Below are 25,619 nucleotides of genomic sequence, written 5' to 3'. Positions count from 1 at the left end.
ACCGGCCTTGTGGCCGCCTGCACGGGAAAACTGAGGGTACCGGACGGCAGCGACTTGCCGCATCGGCGTGCGGGCGCCCCCAACGGGGCGCCCCTACGGGCAGATCTCGAGCCGGTGTCGGTTGCAAGAGCTCCGCATGCCGTGCCCGCGGCAGAGATCGCACCGACGGACTTTGCGGTTTTCCCGCGTCGGCGCAGAAGTCTCGCAAGAAAATTCTAGCTTCTAGCTTCTGGCTTCTAGCTTCCGACTTCTTTCCCAAACTCTTCCATCCGCCGCATGAGACGGCTCACGATATCCGGGTGCTCAGCGGCCATGTTGTAGCGCTCGGACGGGTCGACTTCGAGGTCGTAGAGCTCCGGCACGGCGGAAGTCTGCTGCGGGGCTGCCGAAACCTGCCCGGCCTGGGACGCCGGCGGAACCACGCGCAGCTTCCAGCGACCCACGCGAACCGCCTGGAGCTCGGGTCCCAGGAAGTAGAAGAGCTCCTGCCGTGGCGAGGGCCCCTGCCCCTCGAGCACTGGCAGGATATCCACTCCGTCCAGGCGGTGGCCCTCCGGCAGCTCTCCCCCCGCCAGGCGGAGGAGGGTGGGAAAGAGGTCCATGTTGGTGACGATGTCGGCGGAGACCTGTCCCGCCGGGATGGTCCCCGGCCACCACACGATCCCCGGCACACGCACACCACCCTCCCAGGTGGAGCCTTTCGCACCCCGCAGAGGTCCGGCCGAGCCGACGTCCCAGGGACGCTGGCCGTCCTGCAGCATGCGTGGGGGCTGGTTCTGCCACGGCCCGTTGTCGCTCGTGTAGACGACGATGGTCCGCTGCTCGATGCCGAGCTCTTTCAGCGTCCGCAGTATCTCACCCACGCTCCAGTCGATCTCTTCCACCACGTCCCCGTACCGCCCGGCCCTAGATCTCCCCCGGAAATCCTCCGACGGCTCCACCGGAAGGTGAGGCATGGGGTGGGCGAAATAGAGGAAGAACGGGCGCCCGCCCGATTCGCGGATGAAGCGGATCGCCTCGGCGGTGAATCGCTGCGTCATGTTCGGGAAATCGACCGGCCGCTCGACGATGTCGTACCCCCGCAGGAGCGGAACCCCCTCCGGGGGAGCGTCGGCCACGAAAGGCGGCCGGAAATCGTGCGAGTAGGGGACGCCAAAGAACTCGTCGAAGCCGTGCCGAAGCGGGTTGAACTCGGGACGATCTCCCAGGTGCCACTTGCCGATCATCGCGGTGCGATAGCCCTGCTCCCGCAACGCCTCGGCCAGGGTGAGCTCGCTGTCGGGCAGCCCCATCTCGGCCCCGGGCCCCAGCACCCGCACCAGCCCCGTGCGAACTGGATAACGCCCGGTCAGCAGCGCCGCCCGCGATGGAGTGCACACCGACGTGGTGGCGTAGAACGAAGTGAAGCGAATTCCCTCCTCCGCCATCCGGTCAATGTTTGGCGTGCGCAGCGTCGGATGACCGTAGGAGGAGAGGTCCCCGTATCCCTGGTCGTCGGTCAGGATGACGATGATGTTGGGCCGGGGGATTTGCCCTGCACTGCCGGGCTCCTGGGCGGCCAGCGTCGGCGGGATGGCGGCCAGCAGGTGCGCCAGTGCGATAGGCCAGAGTCGACGGGTTTTGCTTCGAGACATCGTGCTCCTTGCTCGCTCAAGGAATATCCCCCTTCCTCCTCACTGCGAACCGTGCAGCTCCACCCTGGCACCGCGCACGCAGAACGCGTCGCCCCCGGAGAAGACCAGGTACAACTCCCGGCCGTCAGGGCTCATCCACTTAGCAGGAAAATCGCCGTGCTCGCCGGGACCCACGTCCCATTTCTCCGTAAAGAAGGCGGTGGTCCAGGGCCCCCAGGGCTCCGGTGCATCGTAGATCCCGAAGCCACCCTCGAAGCGCGTGTCTCCACAATCCTCCGAACCTGGGGGTGCGGGAATCTGCTGCCACCAGAGGTAGCGGCGAAGGCCGGGAGCGTAGGTCATCGCCGAGCGCAGGGCGCGGTCCGGGTGCACGAAGACGGGGCCCCGTCGCTTGATGTCACCAGTCCAGACGGGTTCCCCGTTTTCGTCGAGCCGCTCGAAGAATTCCCAAGCCTTGCGCGAAGTGAGCCTGTCCCTCGGCGCGCGCATCAGGATGAACTGATCGGCGGGCGTGTCGGCGCGAGGCGAATCGTGGGAGTAGGCGTAGACAAAATCGTCCCGGGCCCCGGCGTAGTCGCGCCCGAAATTCACGAAGCCGACCAGCCCGAACTCCGCGAATCGCCAGGGGGCCGCGATCCAATTGCGTCCGCCGTCGTGGGACCAGGCCAGCTGTGCCTGCCCTCCCTGGTGGTCGGCATGGCCCATCCACAGATACAGCGTTCCATCGATGGAGAGGAGCCCCCATCCCTTCTTGCCGGACCGGCCTGATCCCATCTGCTCGTTCGGCGAGCGAATGTTCTCCCCCACGAAGTCGTGTGGACCGCCTGTGACGCGGGCGTACCCCATGCTCAACTTCACCGGCACCTTCGGCTCGAACCCAGTGCCGTCCCCCCAAGTCGTGTAGATGGCGTCGTCAGCCCCCCAGGTGACCGGGAAGTTGTCGCCGTCCTGGGCCGCGCAGCGGATCGATTCCGCCGGCGCGAAGGTGATCGAGCGGATCACCGGGCTGGGTGGGTAGGGCGGCGCCCCCTGCGCCAGCAGCGGGGTCGCCACCAGAATGAGCGCCGGTACGAGAATAGGGGGTTGTCGGGTCAATTGAAGATGAGCGAGCGAGCAGTGGAACCGGTCAGCGGCGGGCATGACCGATGTTGGCTTTGCTTGCCTTGGGTAGTCAGCTTCCAGCCAGCTCAGTCGTCGTTCCAGCCTCCTGACTCGTGGTTCCCGCCTGTTCAGGCGTGCCGTCGGCCTGCCCAGGCGTCCTGCCTAGGCTCACCTGGATGCGCGGGAGGCGCTCGGCCAGGCGGGCGGCGCCCTGCTCGGTCGCCCCGGTCTGCCAGAGGTAGAGGGATCGCAGGCTGGCGAGCGGCTCCAGTGCCGCCAGGCCGGCGTCGGTGACCGCCGTGCCGTACAGGTTGAGGTACTCCAGGTGGCGCAGCCCGGAGAGGGCGCCCAGCCCGGCGTCCGTCACTGCGGTGCGATCGAGCGAGAGGCGGACGAGGTGCTGGAACTGGCCGATCGTCTGGAGATCGTCGTCGTCCACCGCCGCGCCGCTCAGGTCCAGCTCGGCGAGCTGCTGAGCGAGCGGCGTTAACGCGCGCAGGTGGTCGCCGTTGCACTCCATGGCGCGGCACCCGGCGCGCAGGAAGTTGGAGCCCTGCGCGAGCGGACGGATCTGCCAGTGCTCGCCCGCGGCCGCCAGCGCCGCACTGTCCGGCGCGGGGACTTTCGTGTGCAGGACGGCCGGAATCCGCTCCTCCGGGGGGCCGGCCACCTGCTCGATGATGGCGAGAACCCCGGGCGGCGGCGTCTCTCGCCCGACGACCTGGTCGAAGGAGGCTCCGCGGTCCACCCACCAGCGCAGCAGCTCCGCCTCAGCGGCGCTCAGAGGCGGGCGTCCCCGCGGCGGCATGACATCCTCGTGCTCCGGCGGAAGCCAGACACGCTGGATCATCCGGCTCTCCGCCGCGCGCCCCGGAACGATCACCGGGCCGGAGCTCCCCCCCGCCAGGATTCCTTCGGGCGAATCGAGCCGCAGGTCACCCTTCTGTTTGTCCGGCCCGTGGCACGAGACGCAGCGCGCCTGCAGCACCGGCGCAACGAGGTGCTCGTACACCACCGCCTCGTCTGGATAGACAAAGGCCGGTGCGACCGACTCACGCTCCACCTCGAACAAGGCGGCCACCGGTTCCAGCGGGGCCGGGAGGTATTCGGTGAGGTACTCGGGTCCGCGGGTGAGGGTGCCGCCCAGGTGCCCGGTCGCCAGCAGCAGAGCCACCGCGACGCCGAGGGATGCGGTGTAGGCGTGGCGGAGCCATCTCGCTCCGCCCTGCTTCCAGACGTAACGCAGGGCAGACGCAAGAGCGACCAGCACCGCAAGCGAGATCCCCAGCCGTTCGTGCCAGCCGACCAGCGCCCCGGCGTAGCCGCCGCTGCTTCCCAGCAGCACCCCCGCCAACACCGCCCCCACCGCGCTCAGCGTGGTCACGAACAGCGCGAGGGGCACCGCTTCGCGCAGCGCGGCGAAACGACGGATGGTCCCCAGCCCCTCCAACAGCACGGTGAGCAGGAGGAAGCCGATGGGAAGGTGCACGATCAGCGGGTGCAGCCGCCCCAGGAAGAGTTGCAGCTCGGAGGGGCTGTCCTCCGCCCCGGACGCCAGCCAGAGGGCGCCGAGCACCACCGCGCCGAGCACCGCGGCGCACGACAGGGCGGTGGCGTGCTCGCGTGCACGCCCCGCCCAGTTGAAGCTTTGATTCACGCCAGGATCTCGCGCACTACCCGGCCGCCGACGTCAGTGAGCCGCATCGGCCGCCCCTGGAAACGGTAGGTGAGACGCTCGTGGTCGAACCCGAGCTGATGGAGGATGGTCGCCTGCAGATCGTGCACGTGCACCCGCCCGGAGACGCCCGAGTAGCCGATCTCATCGGTCTCCCCGTAGCTGAACCCCCGCTTGATCCCCCCGCCCGCGACCCACATGGTGAAGGCCTCGCTGTGGTGATCGCGTCCGAGGAACGGGTTGGTCTTCCCTCCGCGGTTCTCCTGCATCGGCGTGCGTCCGAACTCCCCGCCCCACACCACCAACGTCTCGTCGAGCAGCCCGCGTTGGTCGAGGTCTTCCAGGAGCGCCGCAACGGGCTTGTCGATCTCCTTGCACTTCCGCAGAAAGCCGGCGTTCAGCGCCTCGCTCTCCGCCGCGCCGTGGGCGTCCCAGCCCCAGTCGAAGAGCTGGACGAAGCGCACCCCCTTCTCCACCAGGCGCCGCGCCAGCAGGCAGTTGTTGGCAAAGCTCGATTGTCCGGGCACGGAGCCGTACATCTCGTGCACCCACTCGGGCTCGTCACTGATGTCCATCACATCTGGCACCGAGACCTGCATGCGGAACGCCATCTCGAACTGGGCGATGCGGGTGAGCGTCTCCGGATCCCCGATCTCCTCGTACTGCCGGCGATTGATCTCGTTGATGGCGTCGACGGCGCGGCGCCGGATGTCCCGGGTGGTGCCGTCCGGGTCACCCACGTAGAGAACGGGCTCCGGACCGGTGCGACACTGGACGCCCTGGTAGACGGTCGGCAGGAAGCCACTCCCGAATACACTGCGCCCCGCATCGGGCTGCTTGCCTCCACTGAGCAGAACGATGTAGCCGGGTAGATTCTCGTTCTCCGAGCCCAGCCCCCAGGTAGCCCACGCTCCGATGCTCGGACGCCCGGGGCGCGGCCCACCCGTGTGCATCAGCAGCTGGGCGGGGGCGTGGTTGAACTCGTCCGTGTACATCGCCTTCAACAGCGTAACGCGGTCCACCACCCGATGGAAATTGGGGAGCAGGTTGGACACGGTCAGACCGGACTCGCCACGCGGGGCGAACTCCGCCTGGGGTCCGAGCATGTTCGGGACGCCCTCGATGAAGGCGAAGCGCTTCCCTTCGAGCAGCGATTCCGGACACGGCTGATTGTGCAGCTTGATCAGCTCGGGTTTGTAGTCGAAGAGCTCGAGTTGGGAGGGGGCCCCGGCCATGTGCAGGAAGATGACGTGTTTCACACGGGGCGGGAAATGCGGCTGCAGCCCTCCCGAGCTCACGATTGCCCCGCCGTCGACCCCGCCCCCGCACCCGAAGAGGGAGGCCAGCGCCATACTCCCCATACCGCTCGCGCACGTGCGCAGGAAGTGGCGCCGGGTGATGAACTCCAACTCCGCGTAGCGGGCTTCCTCGAGCAGGCTCATGACGTCACTCCCTCGTCAGAAAAGCGTCCAGGTTCATGATCACCGACGCGACGGTGGTGAGTGCGGCGGTGTGCAGCGAATCGGATGGCGGCTCGGCGAACAGCGGATGCTCCGTGCTCTCGTCGCCTTCGGCGACCGCACTCACGTAGCCGTCGGCGTCCTCCGGGGGTTTGTCGTAGGGGCGGTACGGCTCAACCGCGGAATCCAGTAGCTCCCGGTCGGCGCGATACGCCTCGGCCGCGTCGTGATAGGCGTCGACCAACTCGGACAGCGAAGCGGCGTCGGGATCGCGTAGCAGGGCGAGGCGGTAGCCGCGGCGGATCTGCTCTTCCAGCGAGCCACCTTCGGCCGACATGCGCCGCGCCAGCGCCTGCGCCGCCTCCACGTACACGGGGTCGTTCAGCGTGACCAACGCCTGGAGCGGGGTGTTGGTCTGGATGCGCAGCGACACACAGACTTCGCGGCTGGGCGCGTCGAAGGCCATCAAAGACGGATAGGGGGCGGTTCGCTTCCAGTACGTATAGACGGCGCGCCGGTATCGATCCTCTCCGGGAGAGGTCACCCACTGGCGGTCGTTGTAGGGGGAGCTCCAGAGGCCCGGCGGCTGCGGCGGCATCACCCCCGGCCCGTACATCCGATCGCTCAGCAGCCCCGCGACAGCCAGCGCCTGGTCGCGCACCTGCTCAGCGGAGAGGCGGACCCGCGGCCCGCGCCCGAGCAGCCGGTTCTCGGGATCGGCCTCGAGCGACTCCGGGGTGACACGCGAGGACTGCTGATAGGTGGACGACAGGACGACGTCGCGCACTAGCGCCTTGAGGCTCCAGTCGTGCTCGTCCCGGAAGCGGAGCGCCAGGTAGTCGAGCAGCGCCGGGTGGGACGGCGGGTCCCCCTGGGTCCCGAAGTCGCTCAGCGTCGGCACGATGCCGGTGCCGAACAGCCGCGCCCAGATACGGTTGACGATCACCCGAGCCGTGAGCGGGTTCTCTTTGCTCACCAGCCAGCGCGCGAATTCCAGGCGGTCGACGGGATCAGCCTCCACGTCACCCGCCAACGCCGCGGGTATCCCCGGCTGCACCGTGTCGGTGCGTACCAACCAGTTGCCCCGGTCGAAGAGTTGGGTGATCCGGCGACGATCGGGCGGACGCTCGCGCAGGACCGGCACCTCGGCCTCAGGCGGCACGGCCAGCAGGTCGCTCACCAGGTGCTCGAGCTCCTCACTCCCCTCCCCTTCGACCATTCCGGCCGGGTAACGGGAGAGCGAGGTGATCCGGAACCCGCCGACCTGGTCGGAGAGGAGCACGAGCACCAGGTCGTGCCGCCCTGGTGTCGCCTGGATGGGCACCAAAAGCGTGGGCTCGAGCGACAGGCCGCCCGGGGAGCGCCACACCCTCCCCTCGGCCAGCGCGGCACGCCCCAGCAGCGGGCCATCCGGGGCATCGAGGCGCAGCTCCACCTCCCCTTCCTTCCCGCTGAACCCCAGCCCGATCACCGCCACCCCATCCAGATCGACGTTGGAATATCGTACCCAGCCGCCATTCTCCAGCGGAGAGACGAAGTCCCCGGTGCTCATCACCGCGCTAGATGTGTCGAAATCCGCCGCCGGCATCCAGCCGAGCGGGTGGAGCACCTTCTCGACCCTGCGCGCGAGCGCGCTCTCCGCGGGAGCGGTCTCCACCCCGAGTGCCTGGATCCGCGAGAGGATCTCGGCCACCTGTCGGCGCCCTTCCTTTTCGTAGATGGGCATCCGGGGGCCGTCGTTCTTTCGATCGCCGTCGAGGGTATTGTTGAAGAGGGCGAAGAGCTCGTAGTACTCCTCGTGACGTATCGGATCGTAGGGATGGCTGTGGCACTGGACACACGCGATGGTGGTGCCCTGCCAGACCTCCATGGTGGTGTTGACGCGATCGAGGACGGCGGCGACGCGGAACTCCTCGTCGTCCGTGCCGTCCTCGTCGTTCGTCATGGTGTTGCGGTGGAAGGCGGTGGCCAGGAGTTGATCGTCCGTGGCCTTCGGCAGCAGGTCCCCGGCAAGCTGCTCGATGGTGAACCGGTCGAAGGGCATGTCCTCGTTCAGCGCCCGGATCACCCAGTCACGGTACGGCCAGATGTCGCGGTGCTGGTCCTTCTCGTAGCCCTTGGTGTCGGCGTATCGTGCCAGGTCGAGCCACATCGACGCCCAGTTCTCGCCATAACGGGGGGAGGCGAGCAGGCGGTCGACGACCTTCTCGTAAGCCGCCGGCGAGGGATCGGCGCAGAACGCCTCGGCTTCCTCGACGGTCGGGGGCAGGCCGACCAGGTCGATTGAGACGCGGCGGAGGAGCGTCTCACAGGGGGCACGGGGGGATGGCTCCAGCCCCTCGGCTTCGAGCCGGGCCAGCACAAAGCGGTCGATGTCCGACGCGGGCCAGGATTCGTCTTTTACCTCCGGCACCGTCGGCAAGACCGGCGGCTGGTAGGCCCAGTGCTCTCCCCATTCCGCTCCCTGATCGATCCACCGCCGCAGGATGTCGATCTCTTCGTCGCTGAGCGGATCCGCATCGTGCGGCATCCGCTCGGTCGGGTCCGGATGGGTGATCCGCCGGATCAGCTCGCTTGCGTCCGCGTCCCTGGGGACGATTCCAGGGCGTCCCGACTCACCGATCGCCAGCGCGTCCTCGCGGAAGAGCACGCCGAAACCGCCGGAGCGCTTCACCCCGCCGTGGCAGGCGATGCACTTGCCGTTCAGGATCGGCCGGACGTCGCTGTTGAAGTCGACGCGCTCGCCCCCGCGAAGGCCGGCGACCGCGACCACGGTCACCAGCGCGAGCCCCGCCACCGCGCCGAAGCGAACGGCAGGCGGCGCTTCCCTCAGCCGGGCTGGCAGGCGCCTCCGGATGGACTCACCGATCATGGCACCCCGCGGGCGAGCAGTGGATCGTCAGAATGCCTGCCGGCCGCCCGATCGCCGGAGGCATTGTCGAGCTGTGGTTCTCCCGTAAACGGGTCGTGGCGGTCGGGCTGGAGAGACGAATCGCGGCCATGGGCAGCGAGCTGGAGGAAGGAGATAGGGAGCCGTGTGTTCCGGTAGAATGGCGAATGAACGCCATTCGATCAATCTTCCGGGAGCTCGGCACCGGAGGGATGCCGATGCCTTCCGGTGGTTCGCGTCGCAGATGCACCGGCAGTCCTGCCGCGGCCGGGGTCCCGGACCGCTCTCCCGCAGGCGTTCGCTCGATCCGCAGGCTGCATCAGAACGCTCGGCGGCAGGTGAAGCGGCCACCAGAGTGACCGGGGGCCGCAGCGGGTGGAGGTCTCTGCCGGGTGCCCACGACCGGGACGAGAGTCACCTGGGAGCACATTGCCTTCATAGTCGCCCACCACTTTCCGGTCAAGTCCCGCAGCCCCCTCCGCTCGCTGGGTAGCCCCTTCCCTCCGCAGGAAGGCCTCGTTCTTTTCGGTAGCCGACTAGCCGGGGGCACCCGGCACACATCCTGGTCCATGTCCCGGTCCACGTCGCTGCCTCTCAGTTGGCGACGCGGACCGGGAGGAAACGCCAATCGCGCCGGTGCTTACCCATCTCTCTGCATCTCTCATCATGACCCGTTCACCCGCCTCATGTCGGTCCGCCGCGCTGCGCCTCTGGCTCGCTCTCGCGATCGTGATCCCGGGAGCGTGCACGCCCTCGGCCTCGAACCAGGACGAAGGCTCGGGTGATCCCGCCACACCTCCGGGCGCCTCGCAGGCCGGGGCGCTGTCCGAGCTGGCGATCGAGCGCCCCATCCTCGTCGTCCTGACAGACATCGGCGGGGATCCGGACGACATGCAGTCGCTGCGTCGCCTGCTGCTCTACGCCAACGAGTTCCGGATCGCGGGGCTGATCGCGACCGCCAGCGGCATCCCGGGGGAGCTCGATAATGCGATCACGCAGCCGCACCTCATCGAGGAGATCGTGGACGACTATGCCGCGGTCTACGCCAACTTGAGGGGCCACGACGAGCGCTACCCGCACCCCGACAGCTTACGGGCGCTGATCGTGAGTGGCAGCGCGCAACGGGGCGTGCCTCACCTGGGCGAGGGGCGGAGCACCCCCGGCTCCGAACGCATCATCGCGGTCACGGACGCGGCGTCCCCAGCCGATCCGGTGCGGGTCGTGATCTGGGGTGGAGTGCACGACCTGGCACAGGCGCTCTTCGACGTGCGCGCCGCCCGCGACTCCGTCGCGGCGGCGACGTTTCTCTCGAAGCTGCGCGTCTACGCCATCGCGGATCAGGACGCCTTCTCGGGCGAGCCGGGTACGGGCGAGTGGATCCTCGAGAACTTTCCCTCGCTGTTCTACGTGGAGACCGGGCCTCCGGGCATGGATCGCTTCTCCGCTCTCTTCCGCGGGATGTACCAGAACGATTCCAGGGTCGGAGACGGCCCTGCCCTGCCGCTGGTTGACGACTCGGTTGCTCCGCTCGTGCTCGAGGACTGGGTCGAGGAAAACGTGAGGACGGGCCACGGCCCACTCGGGGCAGGCTACCCGGTCACCGCTCAGAACCCGGGCACGCCGCGCAACGGTCGGGGTGTGAAGGAAGGGGACACGCCCTCGTGGTTCTACTTTCTGCCCAACGGTCTCTCCGATCCCGAGCACCCGACCTACGGCGGCTGGGGCGGTCGTTTCCAGCACCGGGTCGGCGGGCGTTTCGTGGACGCCGAGGACGCGCATCCCTCAGGGACAACCGATGTAGCGGTGCGTCGCAAATGGACGGTGGCACGCTGGCGGCAGGCCTACCAGAACGACTTCGCCGCACGGATGGATCGCGCGGTCCGGCCTGTCGACGAAGTGAATCACAACCCGGTCGGCGTAATCGACGCCGACTCGTCGCGCCGAGTGATCGTACGCTCGGTCGCCCCCGGCGGGGAGGTGACGCTCCGCGCAGGCGGTTCGTACGATCCGGATGGGGATCCGCTGGATTTCCGCTGGTGGGTCTATCCCGACCCCTCGGACTACGAGGGCTCGGTGGAGCTCGTGGGTGCCGAGGAGGCGGAGGTGGTAGTGCGAGTGCCTGAGGACGCAGCGGGATCCGAGGTTCACGTGATTCTGGAAGTTGCGGATCGCGGGGAACCCGGGCTGACGGGGTATCGGAGGGTGGTGTTGGAAGTGGGCGAGGCAGAAGGGAGAAGCTAGAACTACCGCCCCCTTCTGTCACGCTGAGTACCACGAAGCATCGCGCGCATCGAGGAGGGCGGCGGACAATCCCATGCTTGGCACGGGCTCTCGCACTGACCTACAGGCACCCCTCCACATACTGAATACTCGGCCCTCCGGCGTGGATGTGGGCCACGCGTCCGTCTTCGCCGACTTCGTACACGATGCCTCGGGCCTCACCTGACGAGCCGGGCCGGACCGTCCACACGGTGATATACTCCGCCGGCGCGGGGGAGTATTTGTGCGGCATGGTCTCCGCGGCCTCGCCGTAGGCCTGCTTGATCTCCTCGGCAGAGCCGCCCACCCCAAAGCCTCGGTCGGTGCGAACGTCGGCTCCCGCGCTGATGGTGATGCGGGTCACACGATCGCGCTCGACCATTACCAACATGCCCTCGGGTGCCTGCGTCGGCCGGAATTCGTCGCAGGCCTCCGGTTCCGGCCCCCCGACCGCCTCCGGATTCGCGTCCTCCCCGGCGGCCGCCACCAGCTCAGCCCGCGTCATCCCGATCCGGATCGGGCCCCAGCCTTCCGGGGTCAGCGGCGGGGACGAGTCAGTGCCGGCAGATCCGGCAGATGGCGCGGACGGCGTCGGCGAATCCGCCGTGTCCTGAGCGACGCCTGAGCCATCCACTTCCACGCTGTCCGCGGACGCGGCGACCTCGTCGGAGCCAGGTTCGGGAGAGCCGCAGGCGAAGAGGAGGAGTGCAAGCGCGGGAAGCGCGATGGATCGCCGGCGCGCAACGGAAAGATCCGGGCGGGTTGTGCTCATTGGTCGCTATCCACAGCTATCGGCGCCGGCCCAGCGCTCAGCGCCGGGCCGCGATGATGGGTCGATCGAGGGCAAGCAGCACCAGCCTGCCGTCCTCGGCGATATCGAAGCGGGTCACCTGCTCGAGCAGCGCGAAGAAGCGTGTCTCCTGCGCGTTCGCGGCCTCGTCAAGACACGCCATACGGGTCGCCGCGGCCGGACCGATTCGCAGCCCTTCCCCGGTCATCTCGTAGCTCGCCCGGAAACGGTTGCAGCCCCCGGTGCCGGTCACCGCCCCCTCGGAAGAGAACTGCAAAGTCGGCCGCCGATCCCCGGAGGTCTCCTCGCCTTCGAGATCCTCCACCACCCACTCGCCGCCGGTCAGGAGCGAAGCCGTATCACCCCCGCACCCGCTGTAGTCGCGTCCCAGGACGGCCACGGTGACCGAGTGCGGGAAGGGGCGGCCGCTCATCGAATCGTTGCAGCGCCGGTTCTCGATCTCGACCACGAAGGGCTGTCCGTTTGCTGTGGCGGAGAACCTCCAGCCGTTGGACAGGGGCTCGGGCTCCGGACGGGGCGCGTGCACCGAATCTTCGATGCCGATGTCGGAGAACGCCATCGCGGACTCCGCGAAGGTCAGCGTCCAGAAGGGTTCGTTGCCGCCCGCCCGATAGCCGGTCGCGGGTGGGGCTCCGCCGTCAACCGGAGCGCGCGATACTGCCCCCGGGTCTCCACCGGGCAGCGAATCACCCTCTCCCCGCGCCGTGTCCCCTGCCGAGTTGCCGATGCGAACCGAGCGGAAGATGGCGATCAGCTCCGCCTGGTCTTCCGCCTGCCCCACCACCCCTTCGATGGTCAGAGACAGGCTCCGACCGCCACGCTCCTGCACGTTCGGCCAGTGGGCGGCGACGGCATATCCACCCTCGGCAGGCGAATAGCGAATGATGCGCGGCGAGCCCTGGCCGTCGCTCTCCTGGCAGACCACGAGGTCGGGGAACGCATTCAGGCCGTCGGGCTCCAGAGGATTCGAATACGCGCCGAAGTCATAGCTCACCTGCTTCCCCGGCGCCTCCCAGCGCCCCACCTGGGAATCGATGCCCTGCACGTCACCCCGCTCGTAGTCCGGCGGTAGCTGGAGGGTGAACGCCCCCTCGTCGTACGAGGTCCAGCCCTCGGTGGAGGGAGTGGCCATTACGCAGGGATCGTCCTGTCCCGGATTCGAGGCGCAGGCGAGCAGTCCCGCGAGCGCCGGCAGCAAGAGGTGGCGAGTCATGGGCGTCCTGGGCTGGGTTCGAGGAGCATTTCCCTGCAACCGAGGGGCATGCCCACGGGCTCCAGGATCATCTCCCGCTCAGTTCGAGCCGAGCGCTCGCCCTGCCGCAACCCCTGTTCCCCGGGTGTGGGGGCGCTCGAGGTTCGACAGTGAGTGAAGGGGACTCGAGCGGTCAGCCGATCCCTCCGGCCAAAGGCATCGCCCGCCATGCCTCCAGCGCCGGTCGAAGCCCCTCGGCGAGCACAGGCAGCTCGGGCACCAGGGCAAACGCCGCCACCAGCTGGAGCATCCTCGCGGTCGTCATCACCCGCAAGACGGCGGGATCGAGTGGCCGAAGCCCAAGGCGTCGAGCTTCGCGGTTGTAATTCTCGACATCCTCAGGGATGCCGCCCGCGAGATCCCACTCCACCGGTCCGCACGTCACGTCCTCGAAATCGGCGAAGCGCGGTCCCGAGCGGGTCAGGATGATGTTGTACGAGGGCGCATCGCCATGGACAGCCTGCACCGGCGTCTCCGGGAACAGCGCCTCGAAACCCTCACGCGATCCGAGCACCGGCTCGAGCACCTCCCACTCGCGACGGGCACGGTCCAGGTCGCTGGCGGAGATCAGCTCGGGGGTGGCGGCGAGGGACTCGAGTAGCGCGGGGACCACGGCGTTCACCGGCGACAGGAAGGCTAGCCCTTCGGCGGGATAGTCGCGCAGGACGGCGTGCAGCTTCACCACCCGCCCGCTGTCGCCAGGTCCGTAGGGAACGTGCTCCTCGGAGGCCTCCGCGAGCTCCCAGAAGGTCATCGAATAGCCGTCGCGCTGGATCGGGTTCGCGGGCACGAGCGAACTGGGGGCGACGACCGCGACCCCACGGCGGGCGAGCCACCTGACAACGTCGATCTCCCGCTGCTGACGCGCGACCAGGGCAGCGCCGCGAAGCGGCTGCGGAAGCACCACCGGCACCCGCACCACCACGGGCAGCGGAGCGAGGTGTACGACGACGGAGAACACATCGTGCAGCACGACTGGCTCTCCGACGTCGAGCCCCAGCTCCCGGGCCGCCGCGACCGCTGCCTGCACGGCGCGCTTGGTACGCGCCCGGAGCTCCGCCGGTGTCATTCTTGATAGGCTGCTCACGAAGTCGAGAATTCGAACGTGGTCTGGTGAGACCGACCGCTGTGCTCCGCTGATCAGGGGCGGCCCGGATGCGCCCCTCGGTTTCGATGACGAGGAGATGCTCTCACGATGAGGAGACGCCCGTGACTGTCCGCAAGACCGACACCCGCGCTCGCTCAGCCCTCGTTCACCTGACATCCCCGGGCTGGCTCCTGGCCGGTCTCCTGTTCGCTGCATGCGCTGTATCGGCGCCGCCCGACGACCCCCGGGAACAGGGCGGCGAGCCGGAGGTGGAGGATGCCCGCGGCTGGAGCGCCGTGATCACCGAGGAGGATCGGGAGCGGTTGAACCGCCTTCCCGAAGCCTGGACCACCGCGCTCGCGCAGGCGCGCGAAGCCGGATTCGGCGACGAGCTCTCGGATCTCGGCGAGCTGGTCAACCCGAACACCGTCCTACCGGATCCCGCGCCCCCGCCGGGCAGCTACCGCTGCCGGACCATCAAGCTCGGCACCCAGAGCGACCTCCTCGCTTTCGTCTCGTACGGCTGGTTCGGATGCCGGGTCACACAATCGGGAGACACGCTGCGGCTGGAGAAAGTGAGCGGGAGCCAGCGGCAGCAGGGCACCCTCTACCCGAACGACGACCGTCGCCTGATGTTCCTCGGCACGGTGACGATGGGATCCGGCGAGGGTCCGGGACCGGCCTACGGCACCGATCCAGAGCGAGACGTGGTGGGGGTGATGGAGCGGTTCGCCCCGGAACGCTGGCGACTGGTCCAGCCGTGGCCGCATTTCGAGAGCGTGCTCGACCTGCTGGAGCTGGTACCGGTCAGCACAGGAGCAGCCGGTGAGGGGTGATGATCTCGTTACAGCGGAGGACTGACCGCCCGGGTTCAATCGAAGGCGCCCGCCCGCCTTCACCTGATGGCGGTCGCCCCTCTTCGCCTGGCGGCGATCGCCTCTCTTCAGCGAAAGCCGCTCGAGCCGCCGGCGAGGTGGACGACTCGGCCCCTCACCGGCGCAGTGTCAAGCTGCTCTCGTACTGGATGGCCTGAGGGATCTGGAACTCACCGCCCGCTCCGGTCACCAGGGTCATCCCGTCCAGACGACCGGAACGCCGGCGCGCGTACAGCACTCCTTCGGCCGGCAGGAATACGGCGATCCCGCTCTCCGTCCCGCGAAGGTCGGTCTCCGCGGTGAAGTCCTGCCCCGGCGTTGGCCCGGATGCCTGGACTCCAATGGTCTGATCAACCCGAATTACAATCCCCCGGACCCCGCCCACCACCGTGTCGCGTTCGACCCGGTAGCTGCGCACCCGGCGGCTCTGGATGGTGCCGGGGCCCCCGCCCTGCGCCGCCCCCACGATCGTGTCGGACCACTCGATGCCGACGGCCAGGATGTCCTCTGGCAGCGAGATGAAGAAGTCGTCGAACTGGCGGCCAAGATCGCCCATGGAGCGGATCTCCGGCGGGATATCGGGTGCTGAGCGGGTCGAGACTCGCCCGCGATCGTCAAAGCTCAGCTCGAACGGCTGATCGAGCAGTGCGTCCGTGGAGGGCTGCTGCGGTCCACCGGGGGTTTCCTGCTCCAGCCGCAGCGCCTCGTACCAACCCGTCGCCGTATCCCCCGGGCCAAAGGCGACGGCGATCGTGGCCTGGTGGCTGCTCCGCAGCGTCATGGGCCCGCCCGGCGTCTCCATGTCGATGGTCGAGTGGGTCTGCTCCTCGTAGTGCAGGGTATCTCCGACGGTACGTTGATATTGCGCCGCCAGGGGGGAGGCCACGAGCAGCGTGGCCGGGATGACGACCTGCAGCGAGCGAGTGAACATGTGACCTCCCGTCGAAGGGATCCAGGATGAAGGGGAGGGTGTCGGCGAAGGGGATCAGGAGCCGATCCCCCGGGCCATTGCCGTCGCGGCGAAGACCATCGCCACCACGATCACCACCTGCACCGCGCTGATGCGGGCGAGCAAAGGCGCGGCCTCGAGATTCGGCACCCTGCCCTGCGCGTGCTCCCGGCGCCAGCGCATGAGGGTGCCCACGGCCACGATCTCCAGAATGAGCAACACCGCCAGCAGCCCCATCTTGATCCAGAAGGCGGTGCTGGCCAGGTAGTAGGCGGTACCCTTCTCCACGCCCCCGAAGGCGCGCCACAGGCCGGTAGCGATCCATAGGAAGCCCGCAAGGCCCCAGAGGGAATCCGCGAGGAAGGCGCTGCGGAGCCGGGACTCTTCCATCGGCGCCCGGAGGGCGCGAGACCGGGCAGCCACCGCACCCAAGCCGATGCCGAGCGCAAGGAGATGGAATGCCGCCAGCCACCACCGAAGAAGCATGTTTGCCTCCTGTCGATCCGGTTCAGGAGTCGCGCGCGAAAACCGTCCATCGATGCGGGGATCGAGCCGGGTCCCGTATCAAACGGATCCAGCATGATTCGGATCCCGAATCAGGTCGCTTCGTCATTGGGGGGCGACCTCTGCGCCCGCGCGGGCTTCACTGCGCGAACAGGCGGCTCGCCCGCAGATGATCCCGGACAGGTCAGTCGCTCGCCGCGGGCAGTCGCTCCGCGCAGGCCACGATCGCCGGAACCGGCGCGATCCGGCTCTGGAACTCCCCCGGTCGCACGGCGAGAATGCGCCACCCCCGGACCGGCGTGAAGCGCTCCCTCACCTCCTGCTCGGAGATGGCCCGCGGGGTGTTCGGGACGTCGAACTCCGTGGCAAACTCCTGAAGGTAGTAGCGCCCGCCGGAGCGGAGGACTCGGGCGGCCTCCTCCAGGAACCGGTCTCCCTCTTCGGGAGTGAGGAGGTGGAGAAAGCCCGAATCCACGACGGCACCGAACTCCCGCTGTAGATCCCGCAATCGGAAGGCATCGGCCACCCGGAACTCCAACCGGGCCGCCACCTCCGGAGTGAGGGCGGCGGCCTTGGCCCGCGCCAGCTCGATCGCGGCCTCTACGAAGTCGATACCGAGCACGGCCACACCGGACTTCGCGATATGGATGGCAAGGTCGCCCGATCCACACCCCACGTCCAGCACCGGGCTGCTGGGCGGAAGGGCGGCCAACAGCTCGACCATATCCGGTTGCGGCCCCCCGATATCCCAGGGCGCCACCTCCCGGTAGACGCCGTCGAAGAAGGCGCGCGGATCGGGGCCGAACCGGCTCATGCTCCGGTGGAATCGGCCGCGAGCGCGCGCTCGGCTTCCAGATCGGGCCGAGCGGCCTCCCCCTGCAGATAGGCCAGATTGGCCAGGTGCGAGATGAGGGTGGAGCGATGGGAGGAGAGCACGGGCGCGTTCGGTTGCCGTCGGTCGCGCACGCAGGTCACGAAGTTCCGTGCGTGGTCGCGGGTGATGTCGTGATCCAGGCCGCCGGTCTCCACCTCCCCCGAATTCGGCGTGAAGCGATAGCGGTTGCGGTCGATGTAGAGGGTCCCCTCGGTGCCCATGAACTCGACCCCGTACCCGCGCGCCCCCGGAGCCAGAGAAGCCTCGAAGGAGCAGGTCCACCCGGTGGGATACTTCACCAGCACGCTCACCGTGTCAGGCCAGTCCCGCCCATCGCGGAAATGGTAGATGCCGCCGATCGCCGACGCCTCCTCCAGCAACCCATCGCCCGTGAACCACTGCGCGACATCGACCCAGTGCGTGAACAGGTCGCCCACCTGCCCCTCGCCGAAGTCGGCGTAGTTGCGCCAGTGGTAGAACTGACGAGGGTCGAAGGGCCGCGGCGGGGCGGGACCGACGAAGCGTTCCCAGTCCAGACCCTCCGGGCGTCTCTCCAGCGCCGGGTCGAGCTCCCGCGGATTCTGTCCGTGCCACCACGTGCGCACGTATCCCAGCCTCCCGATGCGCCCGGTGTCGAAGTAGCGCTCCTTCGCCTCCTGGTAGTGGGCACCGCTCCGCTGTTGCAGGCCGACCTGCACGATCCGCCCGGATTCCCGGACCGCCTGGACGATCAACCGTCCCTCCTCGATGGTGTGTGCGAGCGGCTTCTCGAGATACACGTCCTTACCCGCGCGGCAGGCGTCCACGGTCATCGGCGCGTGCCAGTGATCGGGCGTGGCGATCACCACCGCGTCCACGTCCGGCGCATCCAGGACCGCGCGGTAGTCATCCAGGAGTCGTGGAGCGGGCCCGTTCACCCGCGCTCTTGCCTCCTCCAGGGCAGAGGCGAAGACGTCGCAGAGCGCCACGACCTCGACGTCGGACCCCTGCAGGAGTTCCATCACGTAGCGTCCACGCCCGCCCGCGCCGATGAGGGCCAGGCGCAGCCGATCGTTGGCGCCGAGAATGCGCGCGTAGCTCGACGCTGAGAGCGGGGAGACCGCTGTAGCGACGGAGGCCGCTGCCGCGGCGACGAAGCTCCGCCGGGTCACGCGGTCGGTGGGGAGAGGCGTCATCTCACCTCACGTCCAGGGCTGGTTCCGAATCGGGGATGGAGGGGAGCGCCGCCTGCCCGTGGCGCTCGATTCGGAAGAGAGTGCTTCCCCAGCCCGGCGAGTGCAAGTGGAAGGTGTGCCCGCGGACGCGCCGGCCGTAGCGGGGCCATGGCGGCGGAGGTCCGTCACCAAGAGGATTCTGCAGGAAATTGCCTTGGATCGCAGCTCCCCACTACGCTCCTGACCCGGTCTCCGGCTGCTCCGACACCCGGCTCAGGACGCGCTCCAGGCGCGCCCTCACCTCCCTCGCCACTTCACGCACCTGCGGGTTGTCGGTCAGCTCGAGCGCCGCTTCCGGATCCATGGCCGCGACCACGCTCCGCCCCGGCTCGTCGGCCGCGTACACGACCACGTTGCACGGCAGGAGCAGCCCGAGATCCCGCTCGGCAGTGAGCACCCGGTGCGCGAGCGGCGGGTTGCATGCGCCCAGGATGACGTATGGCCGGAAGTCGACCTCCAACTTCTGCTTCAAGGTCTCCGCCACGTCGATTTCGGAGAGAATCCCGAAGCCCTCCTTTGCCAGCTCTTGCCTGGTGCGCTCCACTGCCTGGCCATACTCCAGGCCCACAGTGGTGGAGATGCCGTAACGTGTGCTCTGTTCGATCATGGTATGTCGCTCTCGAGTCCGATTTCACGGAGACCCTTTCCAACCCTCCCGACCGGCGGTCAGGCCGGGCGCGCTTGTATCATCGCATCCCCGACCCGGGCCCGCCAGGAAACCCCGCGGCTCGAGCTCCCCGTTCTACTCGAGAGCCTGGACGAGCCGGACCAGGGTGTCGACGTCGCCGCTGGCGCGGTACCTCGCTCTGCCGCTCCGGTCCAGGAGGGCAGCCTGCATACCTCCGTTATCGAGGTCCTACCTGCGGGCCGGTGCGGCGGGGGTCATGGTGGTCGCCTGTCCGGAGCGTGACTGCTGGCATCGCGAAGGCGCCAGGTGGAGCGTATGTTCCATGGACGGGAGGCGGAGCTGCAGGAGCGGGTTGACCGCGACCGGGTGCATCTCACCTACGCGTCCGAGGGCGAACGAAGGCCCGTCGTGGCGGAGCTCGCCACCTTCCGCGCTAAGCTCCGCGGCCCGGAGGCGGCGGAGGAGCCCGCAGCGATCGATCTGGCGGAGCTCTGCGAGTGGGACCCGGAGGGTCAGGATCAGGCGGACGCTATGCTCACGCGAGGCGAGGCCGGATGAACGCGGCTGCACGTCGTGCGAGCGAGCGAGCCTCGGGCTCACCCGGTCGGTGGAGCTGCGCCCGGGGGAGGTCGTGCTCGTCACTTACGATGCGGATGCTCGTGAGCTGGTGGCGCGCCTCCCCCGCAGCGAGGAAGCCGACGACCGGGATGATGGCCGCCGAGACGATGAAGGCCGAGACAATGGAGGCCGGGACGATAGAGCCCGAGACGCCGGAGTCCGGGGCGCTACCGACGGGGCCGATACCGACGGCGGTGATGCCGAGCGAGGCGATGCTGGTCGGGATGATGGCGCCCGGTACGATCGCGATCGGGATGAGGATGACGAGCAGGATGGCGGTGGCGAGGATGGCCGCCGCAACCCGGCGGAGGGCGCACGCCGATGAGGGATTCCAGGGCGAATCCCCGGTCGGGGGAAGCGAAAGCGCAGACTGTGGCGGATGAGCTCGCCAGTCTCCCCGCGGGCGAGGGCGTCGAGGCGGCCCACTGGGCGCTGGCGATTCCGGAAGACCGGCGTCGACACCTGCGCGTCTGGCTCTGGAGCGGGGCGTGCCTGACCTTCCTGATCATCGTGGTGGGGGGCGTGACCCGTCTCACCCAGTCGGGTCTCTCCATCGTGGACTGGGACCCCATCGTGGGGGTGATCCCTCCGCTCAGCGATCCAGACTGGAGCGAGGCCTTCCGACGGTATCAGCAGTTTCCAGAGTATCAGAAGCTCCGCCAGGGGATGACCCTCGGCGAGTTCCGGTTCATCTACTTCTGGGAGTACACTCACCGGCTGCTGGCACGACTCGTCGGGGTAGCCTTCCTGATTCCCCTCGTTTTCTTCTCCTGGCGCCGTTATCTCACCCGACCTCTCTTCCTGCGCGTGTCACTGCTCTTCGGGCTCGGGGCGCTGCAGGGCTTCATGGGGTGGTTCATGGTGAGCAGCGGCCTGGTAGACGATCCCCGGGTTAGCCACTACCGTCTCGCCGCACACTTCGCCATCGCCCTTACCATTCTTGGCTCCTGCGTCTGGCTCGCCCGCGCGCTCGGGCCCGACAGGCTGCGGTCGTTAGGTGCCCGTCCCTTGCGCGGATCGTCCCGCGCGGCCCTCTGGCTGCTAGGCGGCCTGCTGATCCTGCAGGTCCTCTGGGGGGCCCTGGTGGCGGGGCTCGATGCCGGGCTCATCTTCAATTCCTTCCCGCGGATGGGTGACGGGCTGATCCCACCCGGGGCGTGGCAGATGCGCCCGCGCGCCCTGAACCTGCTGGAGAATCCCGCCACGGTGCAGTGGGTGCACCGCCTTCTCGGCACGCTCCTGCTGGTGGCTTCGCTGGCCGTGTTCGCCCGCCATCGAGCGAGGAGCAGTGGAATCTTCGCGGCCCTGGTGACGGTGCAGTACGGGTTGGGAGTCGCAACGCTCCTGCAGCGGGTGCCTGTCGCCCTCGGGGTCGCTCACCAGGGGACGGCGGTACTGATCGTGGCCTGCTGGCTCCTCTGGCTCCAGACGAGCATCACCGCAAGGGAACGGGAGGGGATTGGCCTGGCAGGGCACATAAACGGTTGATACCAGGCAAACAGGAGGCCGCAAGGGGGCCACCTGCACCCGATTGCTCACTGCTCCTGGGGAGAAGCGGATGCGGAAGCAGACGCAGGCGAGGGGACTGCCAGACCCGAGCGGGTGAAGCGAACGAACTTGTACAGGGTCGCGTTGTCGCCAATGCCGGAGAAGATCAAGGAATCGCCCGTCATTCTCCGTATGGCCGCGCCGTAGAGACCGTCGGTGCGAGGGAAGAAGGTGCTGCTGTCGAACACCAGCACGGTGAACAAGGAATCCGCGAACCCACTCATCTCGCCCCGCGCGAATCCGTAGCCGGTGCGCAGCTCAGAGTCTGCCCGGCGCTCGAGATAGCTGCCATACGCCCCGATCACGATGATCAGGCTGTCATCAGGGGTCTGGGGGCGTACCACCTCGTCGCCCCGCTTCGATTCCACCCACGCCCACCAACCCGCCAGCTCGTCGCCTGATGTCTCCGGGGGCAACTCCACCTCGGGAGGCGAAGACATGGTGTAGATGAAGGTGAGGATCGCCGCGATCAGGAGGGGACCCGGAAGCCAGCGGATGATCTTCTCTACAGCCTGCAGCATGGGTGACCAGAAAGGATGGGGCGACCAGCGAGCCGCCTGCGGGCCGCTGTCGCCGAGGGGGTAGCGCGGTTAACTTCTGCAAACTAGCAACTTTACTGCTGTCCGTCGACCCGGACGGGCCCGACCCTGGCGCATACGGTTGAGTAACGACGGAACCGGTCGTCGGAATCCGGCCATAGCCCGCAATCCACGCCTTCCGGCGCGACAGGACCACTCGTAGCCGGCACGATATTCGGCCACGGCAGTCCAGAGGAGTCCTCGCGACGTTCGCGTCCGCCAGGTCGTGCTCATCGGCCAGGCAGTACCCGACTGCCAGGCAGTCCCCCCACGGTCAGGCGGTGCACGCGCGACCCGTTGTCGATTCTGCTGTCCTGGTTCGACGTAGAGGGTGAGCACAGCATCCATCCCGTCCCAGGAGAGTCGGCGCATGCAGATCGTCCAGCGGATCCCACCGGCAGCCCCGATCGCTGCTGCCGCCTCGCTCGTGACCGCCCTACTATCGACCCCCGAGTCCGCCAGCGGGCAGGAGCCCATCACCGGTTACGCGCCGGTGAACGACCTGCGCATGTACTACGAGATCCACGGCAGCGGCAGCGGCGAACCGCTGGTGCTGCTGCACGGCTCGTTCATGACGATCCCGAGCAACTGGGGAGACTGGATCGACCAGCTCGCGAAACGGCGCCGGGTGATCGCGGTCGAGCTGCAGGGACACGGTAGGACAGCCGACATCGACCGCCCCTTCTCCTACGAGAACCTCGCCGACGATGTGGCCGCCCTGCTCGACCACCTCGAGATTCCGCGGGCCGACGTGCTCGGATACAGCCTGGGCGGCACCGTCGCCATACAGTTCGCCATCCGCCATCCGGACAAGGTGCGTAAGGTGGTCAGTCTTTCGGCCGTCTTCCGGCACGACGGGTGGGTCCAGGAGGCGCAGGACGCCTTTCCGCAGATCACCGCTGAGGCCCTGAGCGGCACCCCCCTGGAGGCTGAGTACAGGAGGCTCAGCCCGACGCCCGACTCTTTCCCCACCTTCGTGAAGCGCTTGATGGCCATGGACATCCAGCCCTACGACCTGGGCGCGGAGAACCTGAGGGCCACCGCGGCGCCGTTCTTCTTCATCCACGGGGACGCCGACGGCGTTCGTCTGGACCACATCGCCGAGATGTTCCGCCTGAAGGGAGACGAGATCTTCGGCGACATGCGGCCACGCTCGAAATCGAGGCTGGCCGTCCTCCCCAACACGACGCACGTCACGCTGCGGGACAGAGCAGACGTGATCGTTCCCCTGGTGAACGATTTCCTCGACGCCGACTGACAGACAACGAAACCTCGACCATGCGAACGTACAGCACGCCTCAGAATGCAGCCCTGCTCGCCCTGCGTGTCATCGTGGCGATCACCTTCCTCCACGCCGGACTGGCGAAGTGGTTCCTCTGGTCGATCGAGCCGATGGAAGGATTTCCCGTGTGGCTACACTATATGATGCTCTTCCTCTCCATCGCCGAGCCGATCGGCGCCGTCGCGGTCTTGGTGGGGTTCCTCACGCGCACGGCCGGCGCCTGCCTCTCCATCGTCATGATCGGCTCCATGCCGGTGTCGCACTTCCTGATGGGCGTGCCCTTCTTCACGGGGCCCCAGGCACCCGGCTGGGATGCCAACCTGATGATCCTCGGGGGGTGCCTGGTGCTCGCCACCTTCGGCGCGGGGGCATGGTCGGTGGATGCAACGAGGCGCGGGAAGAAGATCGGGCTGACTTCCGCGCCGGGCGCGCCGAGGTCCGCTTCTGCGCCCGGCGCCCTCTGAACTGCCTCTGGCGCTGGAGCAACCCACCACCCTTTCCGGACGGAGTCACGCAGCGCGGAACGAATTTCCGTGCTCCCGTGCGAATTTCCTAGGATGCGGATGCAGCTCCGCAAGCCGAGATCACGAAGGTCATGACCATCCAAGAACCCGGGGGCTGCGCCTGGCACATGCGCAGCCCCCGGATTTTCAGCCCCCGCCATGATGCCCGCGCCGGCTTTCAGACCCCTGCGGAGACAGGATCAGTCTCGGACCTTGCCATGACTACAGCCACGCTCATCAGGACACTCAGTAGCCGGGGTTCTGAGCCATCGGAATGCTGTTGGAGTCGATCACTGACTGCGGAATCGGATAGATCGTGTCCCTGGCCGCGAATTTGGGCCCCGCAACGTTGTTGTATCGGGTGACTCGATCGATGAGCACCTGGCCGCCCTGTCGGAGAAGCGTATACCTGCGCTCCTCCTCACCCAGCAGCTCGCGCACGCGTTCCTCGAGCAGGAAGTCGAGATCCACGTCCGCAGCGGTGATCGGCGAGGCCTTGGCGCGCGCCCTCACCACATTGATCGTCGCCGCCGCCTCCGCCAGCTTGCCCTGCTTCAGCTGGGCCTCGGCGAGCAGCAGGTATGTATCAGCCAGTCGAATGTAGACGACATCACCGTAGCTGGCTCCATCGGTGATGTTCTCCGGGTCCGCATAGTCCCATTTGCGGATGCTCCAGTGATCGGGGCGGTTGATCGAATCCGGTCGGATCCGGTTGTTGACCGAGTCGTAGGGAGTGAACGCTGAAAGCACGAAGTTGCCGGCCTCCGGACCCGTGAGCGCAATGTATCCCTTTCTCACGACTGAGGCGTCAAAGCGTTCGTCCTGCGGTTCATAAAGCGTCAGAGCCCAGTTCGTCGGCCCCATCCGCCCCTGTCCGCGCCCTCCGCCTTCCACGCTCGGATTGGCCATATAGGAGAGCAGGTGATACTGCGGCACCCAGGCGCGCCGCATGTAGTGAGCACCGCCGCCCACCACATTCTTCTCGAACTCGAAGGCCCACAGGACCTCGGCATTGCCCTGGCTGCGCAACACATTGCCGTCGATGAACATGTCGGCGAAGGGGACTCCTGGCTCCTCGCTACGAACTCCGTAGCGTGAGGTGATCAATTGGTACTCTCCCGAGTTGATCACCTCCGCCGCAGCTTGCTCCGCGGCGGCATAGTTGCGGGTGCGCAGGTAGTGTTCGGCGAGAAAGTGGAGAGCGACGGCGCGACTCACCTTGCCATCGTTCGCCGGCGCCATCTCCAGATGCTCCGCGGCAAAGAGGAGATCCTGCTCGATCTGGTCGAATATCTGCTCCTTCGGCGTGCGCTCCCAATCCGTCTTGACCCCGGCGATCTCCTCGAGCACCAGCGGCACGTCCCCCCAGAGGTAGGTCAGATGCCGGTAGGCCCAGGCGCGCAGAAAGCGAGCTTCCGCCAGGGTCCGATTTCGCTCTGCCTCGGAGGACCAGCGAACGTCATCGATCCTTCCCACGATCTGGTTGGCGGCGTTGACCATCTGGTATAGCCAGGTCCACACCGTGTGGAAATGACCCAGGGTTGAAGAATTGTTGGCTCCCCATTCGTTGGTGAGACGCGCGAAATCGTCGTTGTCGAACATCCCGAAGACCGCGTCAGTGCCCCCCGTCATCAGATGGCTGCGAACCTCGTTGAAGCCGCCACCGCCTACCCCCACCGCCCACAGGCGGGCGGTCGAATAGAGACCGTTCAGCGCCAGCTCGAATCCGGACTCGTCTGCATAGAGGTTGTCAATCGTCATCCGGTGCGGGGCTTCCTGCTCGAGAATGGTGTCGCACCCCTCGATCCCAGCGCACGCCAGCACGACGACAAGGATCCCTCGCAAGCTCTTCTTCGCAGATATGCTCAACATGGTAT

At 67.6% G+C, this 25,619-nt stretch carries 22 protein-coding genes; 7 read left to right on the top strand and 15 right to left on the bottom strand.

Annotated elements, in window-relative coordinates; genetic code table 11:
* Nucleotides 1-236: 236 nt before the first annotated feature.
* The 5 genes from VF167_15165 to VF167_15145 form a co-directional block, all read right to left on the bottom strand.
* Nucleotides 237-1,634, bottom strand: coding sequence for a sulfatase (locus VF167_15165; GenBank protein HEX6926760.1), 1,398 nt, complete (start codon nucleotides 1,632-1,634; stop codon nucleotides 237-239).
* A 39-nt stretch (nucleotides 1,635-1,673) separates the two neighbouring features.
* The gene (locus VF167_15160) at nucleotides 1,674-2,687 is read right to left on the bottom strand and encodes a hypothetical protein (protein HEX6926759.1); all 1,014 of its coding nucleotides are present in this window, start codon (nucleotides 2,685-2,687) and stop codon (nucleotides 1,674-1,676) included.
* Nucleotides 2,688-2,805: 118 nt separating this feature from the next.
* Nucleotides 2,806-4,392: a c-type cytochrome domain-containing protein gene (locus VF167_15155; GenBank protein HEX6926758.1), complete on the bottom strand. Its 1,587-nt coding sequence runs from the start codon at nucleotides 4,390-4,392 to the stop codon at nucleotides 2,806-2,808.
* Nucleotides 4,389-5,852, bottom strand: a complete 1,464-nt coding sequence (locus VF167_15150; protein HEX6926757.1) for a DUF1501 domain-containing protein — start codon at nucleotides 5,850-5,852, stop codon at nucleotides 4,389-4,391. The genes VF167_15155 and VF167_15150 overlap by 4 nt, the downstream gene beginning before the upstream one ends.
* Nucleotides 5,853-5,856: 4 nt before the next feature.
* Nucleotides 5,857-8,742, bottom strand: coding sequence for a DUF1553 domain-containing protein (locus tag VF167_15145; GenBank protein ID HEX6926756.1), 2,886 nt, complete (start codon nucleotides 8,740-8,742; stop codon nucleotides 5,857-5,859).
* 684 nt (nucleotides 8,743-9,426) lie between these two features.
* Here VF167_15145 and VF167_15140 point away from each other — a divergent pair.
* Entirely contained in the window at nucleotides 9,427-11,001 is a 1,575-nt protein-coding gene (locus VF167_15140) for a nucleoside hydrolase-like domain-containing protein (GenBank protein HEX6926755.1), read from the top strand.
* A gap of 100 nt (nucleotides 11,002-11,101) precedes the next feature.
* Here the strand turns inward: VF167_15140 and VF167_15135 are convergent, their stop codons facing one another.
* The 3 genes from VF167_15135 to VF167_15125 form a co-directional block, all read right to left on the bottom strand.
* A complete protein-coding gene (locus VF167_15135) occupies nucleotides 11,102-11,791 on the bottom strand; it encodes a hypothetical protein (GenBank protein ID HEX6926754.1) in 690 nt (229 codons plus the stop codon).
* A gap of 37 nt (nucleotides 11,792-11,828) precedes the next feature.
* Nucleotides 11,829-13,043: an META domain-containing protein gene (locus VF167_15130; protein HEX6926753.1), complete on the bottom strand. Its 1,215-nt coding sequence runs from the start codon at nucleotides 13,041-13,043 to the stop codon at nucleotides 11,829-11,831.
* Nucleotides 13,044-13,215: 172 nt separating this feature from the next.
* Nucleotides 13,216-14,151, bottom strand: a complete 936-nt coding sequence (locus VF167_15125; GenBank protein HEX6926752.1) for a phosphotransferase — start codon at nucleotides 14,149-14,151, stop codon at nucleotides 13,216-13,218.
* Nucleotides 14,152-14,291: 140 nt separating this feature from the next.
* Here VF167_15125 and VF167_15120 point away from each other — a divergent pair, with 140 nt between their 5' ends.
* Complete coding sequence (locus VF167_15120; GenBank protein ID HEX6926751.1) at nucleotides 14,292-15,005, top strand: DUF4893 domain-containing protein; 714 nt, start codon at nucleotides 14,292-14,294, stop codon at nucleotides 15,003-15,005.
* A gap of 154 nt (nucleotides 15,006-15,159) precedes the next feature.
* On the opposite strand, the gene VF167_15115 is transcribed toward VF167_15120, so the two are convergent.
* The 5 genes from VF167_15115 to VF167_15095 form a co-directional block, all read right to left on the bottom strand.
* Complete coding sequence (locus tag VF167_15115; GenBank protein ID HEX6926750.1) at nucleotides 15,160-15,975, bottom strand: hypothetical protein; 816 nt, start codon at nucleotides 15,973-15,975, stop codon at nucleotides 15,160-15,162.
* A 54-nt stretch (nucleotides 15,976-16,029) separates the two neighbouring features.
* Entirely contained in the window at nucleotides 16,030-16,479 is a 450-nt protein-coding gene (locus tag VF167_15110; GenBank protein HEX6926749.1) for a DUF2214 family protein, read from the bottom strand.
* 202 nt (nucleotides 16,480-16,681) lie between these two features.
* Nucleotides 16,682-17,311 carry a class I SAM-dependent methyltransferase gene (locus VF167_15105; protein ID HEX6926748.1) on the bottom strand — a complete coding sequence of 210 codons (630 nt, stop codon included), beginning with the start codon at nucleotides 17,309-17,311 and terminating at the stop codon, nucleotides 16,682-16,684.
* Complete coding sequence (locus tag VF167_15100; GenBank protein ID HEX6926747.1) at nucleotides 17,308-18,546, bottom strand: Gfo/Idh/MocA family oxidoreductase; 1,239 nt, start codon at nucleotides 18,544-18,546, stop codon at nucleotides 17,308-17,310. Before VF167_15100 ends, VF167_15105 begins: the two co-directional genes overlap by 4 nt.
* Before the next feature lie 211 nt (nucleotides 18,547-18,757).
* Nucleotides 18,758-19,192: a DUF302 domain-containing protein gene (locus tag VF167_15095; protein ID HEX6926746.1), complete on the bottom strand. Its 435-nt coding sequence runs from the start codon at nucleotides 19,190-19,192 to the stop codon at nucleotides 18,758-18,760.
* Nucleotides 19,193-19,528: 336 nt separating this feature from the next.
* Between VF167_15095 and VF167_15090 the strand changes: the two genes are divergently transcribed.
* The 3 genes from VF167_15090 to VF167_15080 all read left to right on the top strand — a co-directional run bounded on the left by VF167_15090 (nucleotide 19,529) and on the right by VF167_15080 (nucleotide 21,319).
* Nucleotides 19,529-19,771, top strand: coding sequence for a hypothetical protein (locus VF167_15090; protein ID HEX6926745.1), 243 nt, complete (start codon nucleotides 19,529-19,531; stop codon nucleotides 19,769-19,771).
* 95 nt (nucleotides 19,772-19,866) lie between these two features.
* Nucleotides 19,867-20,214: a hypothetical protein gene (locus tag VF167_15085; protein ID HEX6926744.1), complete on the top strand. Its 348-nt coding sequence runs from the start codon at nucleotides 19,867-19,869 to the stop codon at nucleotides 20,212-20,214.
* Nucleotides 20,204-21,319: a COX15/CtaA family protein gene (locus VF167_15080; protein ID HEX6926743.1), complete on the top strand. Its 1,116-nt coding sequence runs from the start codon at nucleotides 20,204-20,206 to the stop codon at nucleotides 21,317-21,319. Before VF167_15085 ends, VF167_15080 begins: the two co-directional genes overlap by 11 nt.
* A gap of 47 nt (nucleotides 21,320-21,366) precedes the next feature.
* Here the strand turns inward: VF167_15080 and VF167_15075 are convergent, their stop codons facing one another.
* The gene (locus VF167_15075; GenBank protein HEX6926742.1) at nucleotides 21,367-21,900 is read right to left on the bottom strand and encodes a hypothetical protein; all 534 of its coding nucleotides are present in this window, start codon (nucleotides 21,898-21,900) and stop codon (nucleotides 21,367-21,369) included.
* A 388-nt stretch (nucleotides 21,901-22,288) separates the two neighbouring features.
* Here VF167_15075 and VF167_15070 point away from each other — a divergent pair, with 388 nt between their 5' ends.
* Nucleotides 22,289-23,215 carry an alpha/beta hydrolase gene (locus VF167_15070; protein HEX6926741.1) on the top strand — a complete coding sequence of 309 codons (927 nt, stop codon included), beginning with the start codon at nucleotides 22,289-22,291 and terminating at the stop codon, nucleotides 23,213-23,215.
* A gap of 20 nt (nucleotides 23,216-23,235) precedes the next feature.
* Nucleotides 23,236-23,703, top strand: a complete 468-nt coding sequence (locus VF167_15065; protein ID HEX6926740.1) for a DoxX family protein — start codon at nucleotides 23,236-23,238, stop codon at nucleotides 23,701-23,703.
* Nucleotides 23,704-23,988: 285 nt separating this feature from the next.
* On the opposite strand, the gene VF167_15060 is transcribed toward VF167_15065, so the two are convergent.
* Nucleotides 23,989-25,614 (bottom strand): RagB/SusD family nutrient uptake outer membrane protein, encoded by a 1,626-nt coding sequence (locus VF167_15060; GenBank protein HEX6926739.1) that lies wholly within the window; start codon nucleotides 25,612-25,614, stop codon nucleotides 23,989-23,991.
* Between the last annotated feature and the right edge of the window lie 5 nt (nucleotides 25,615-25,619).

This window comes from Longimicrobiaceae bacterium (assembly GCA_036375715.1).
Lineage (GTDB): Bacteria > Gemmatimonadota > Gemmatimonadetes > Longimicrobiales > Longimicrobiaceae > DASVBS01.
Note: the sequence above shows the minus strand (reverse complement) of the source record. Positions and strands in the feature narration are given on the sequence as shown.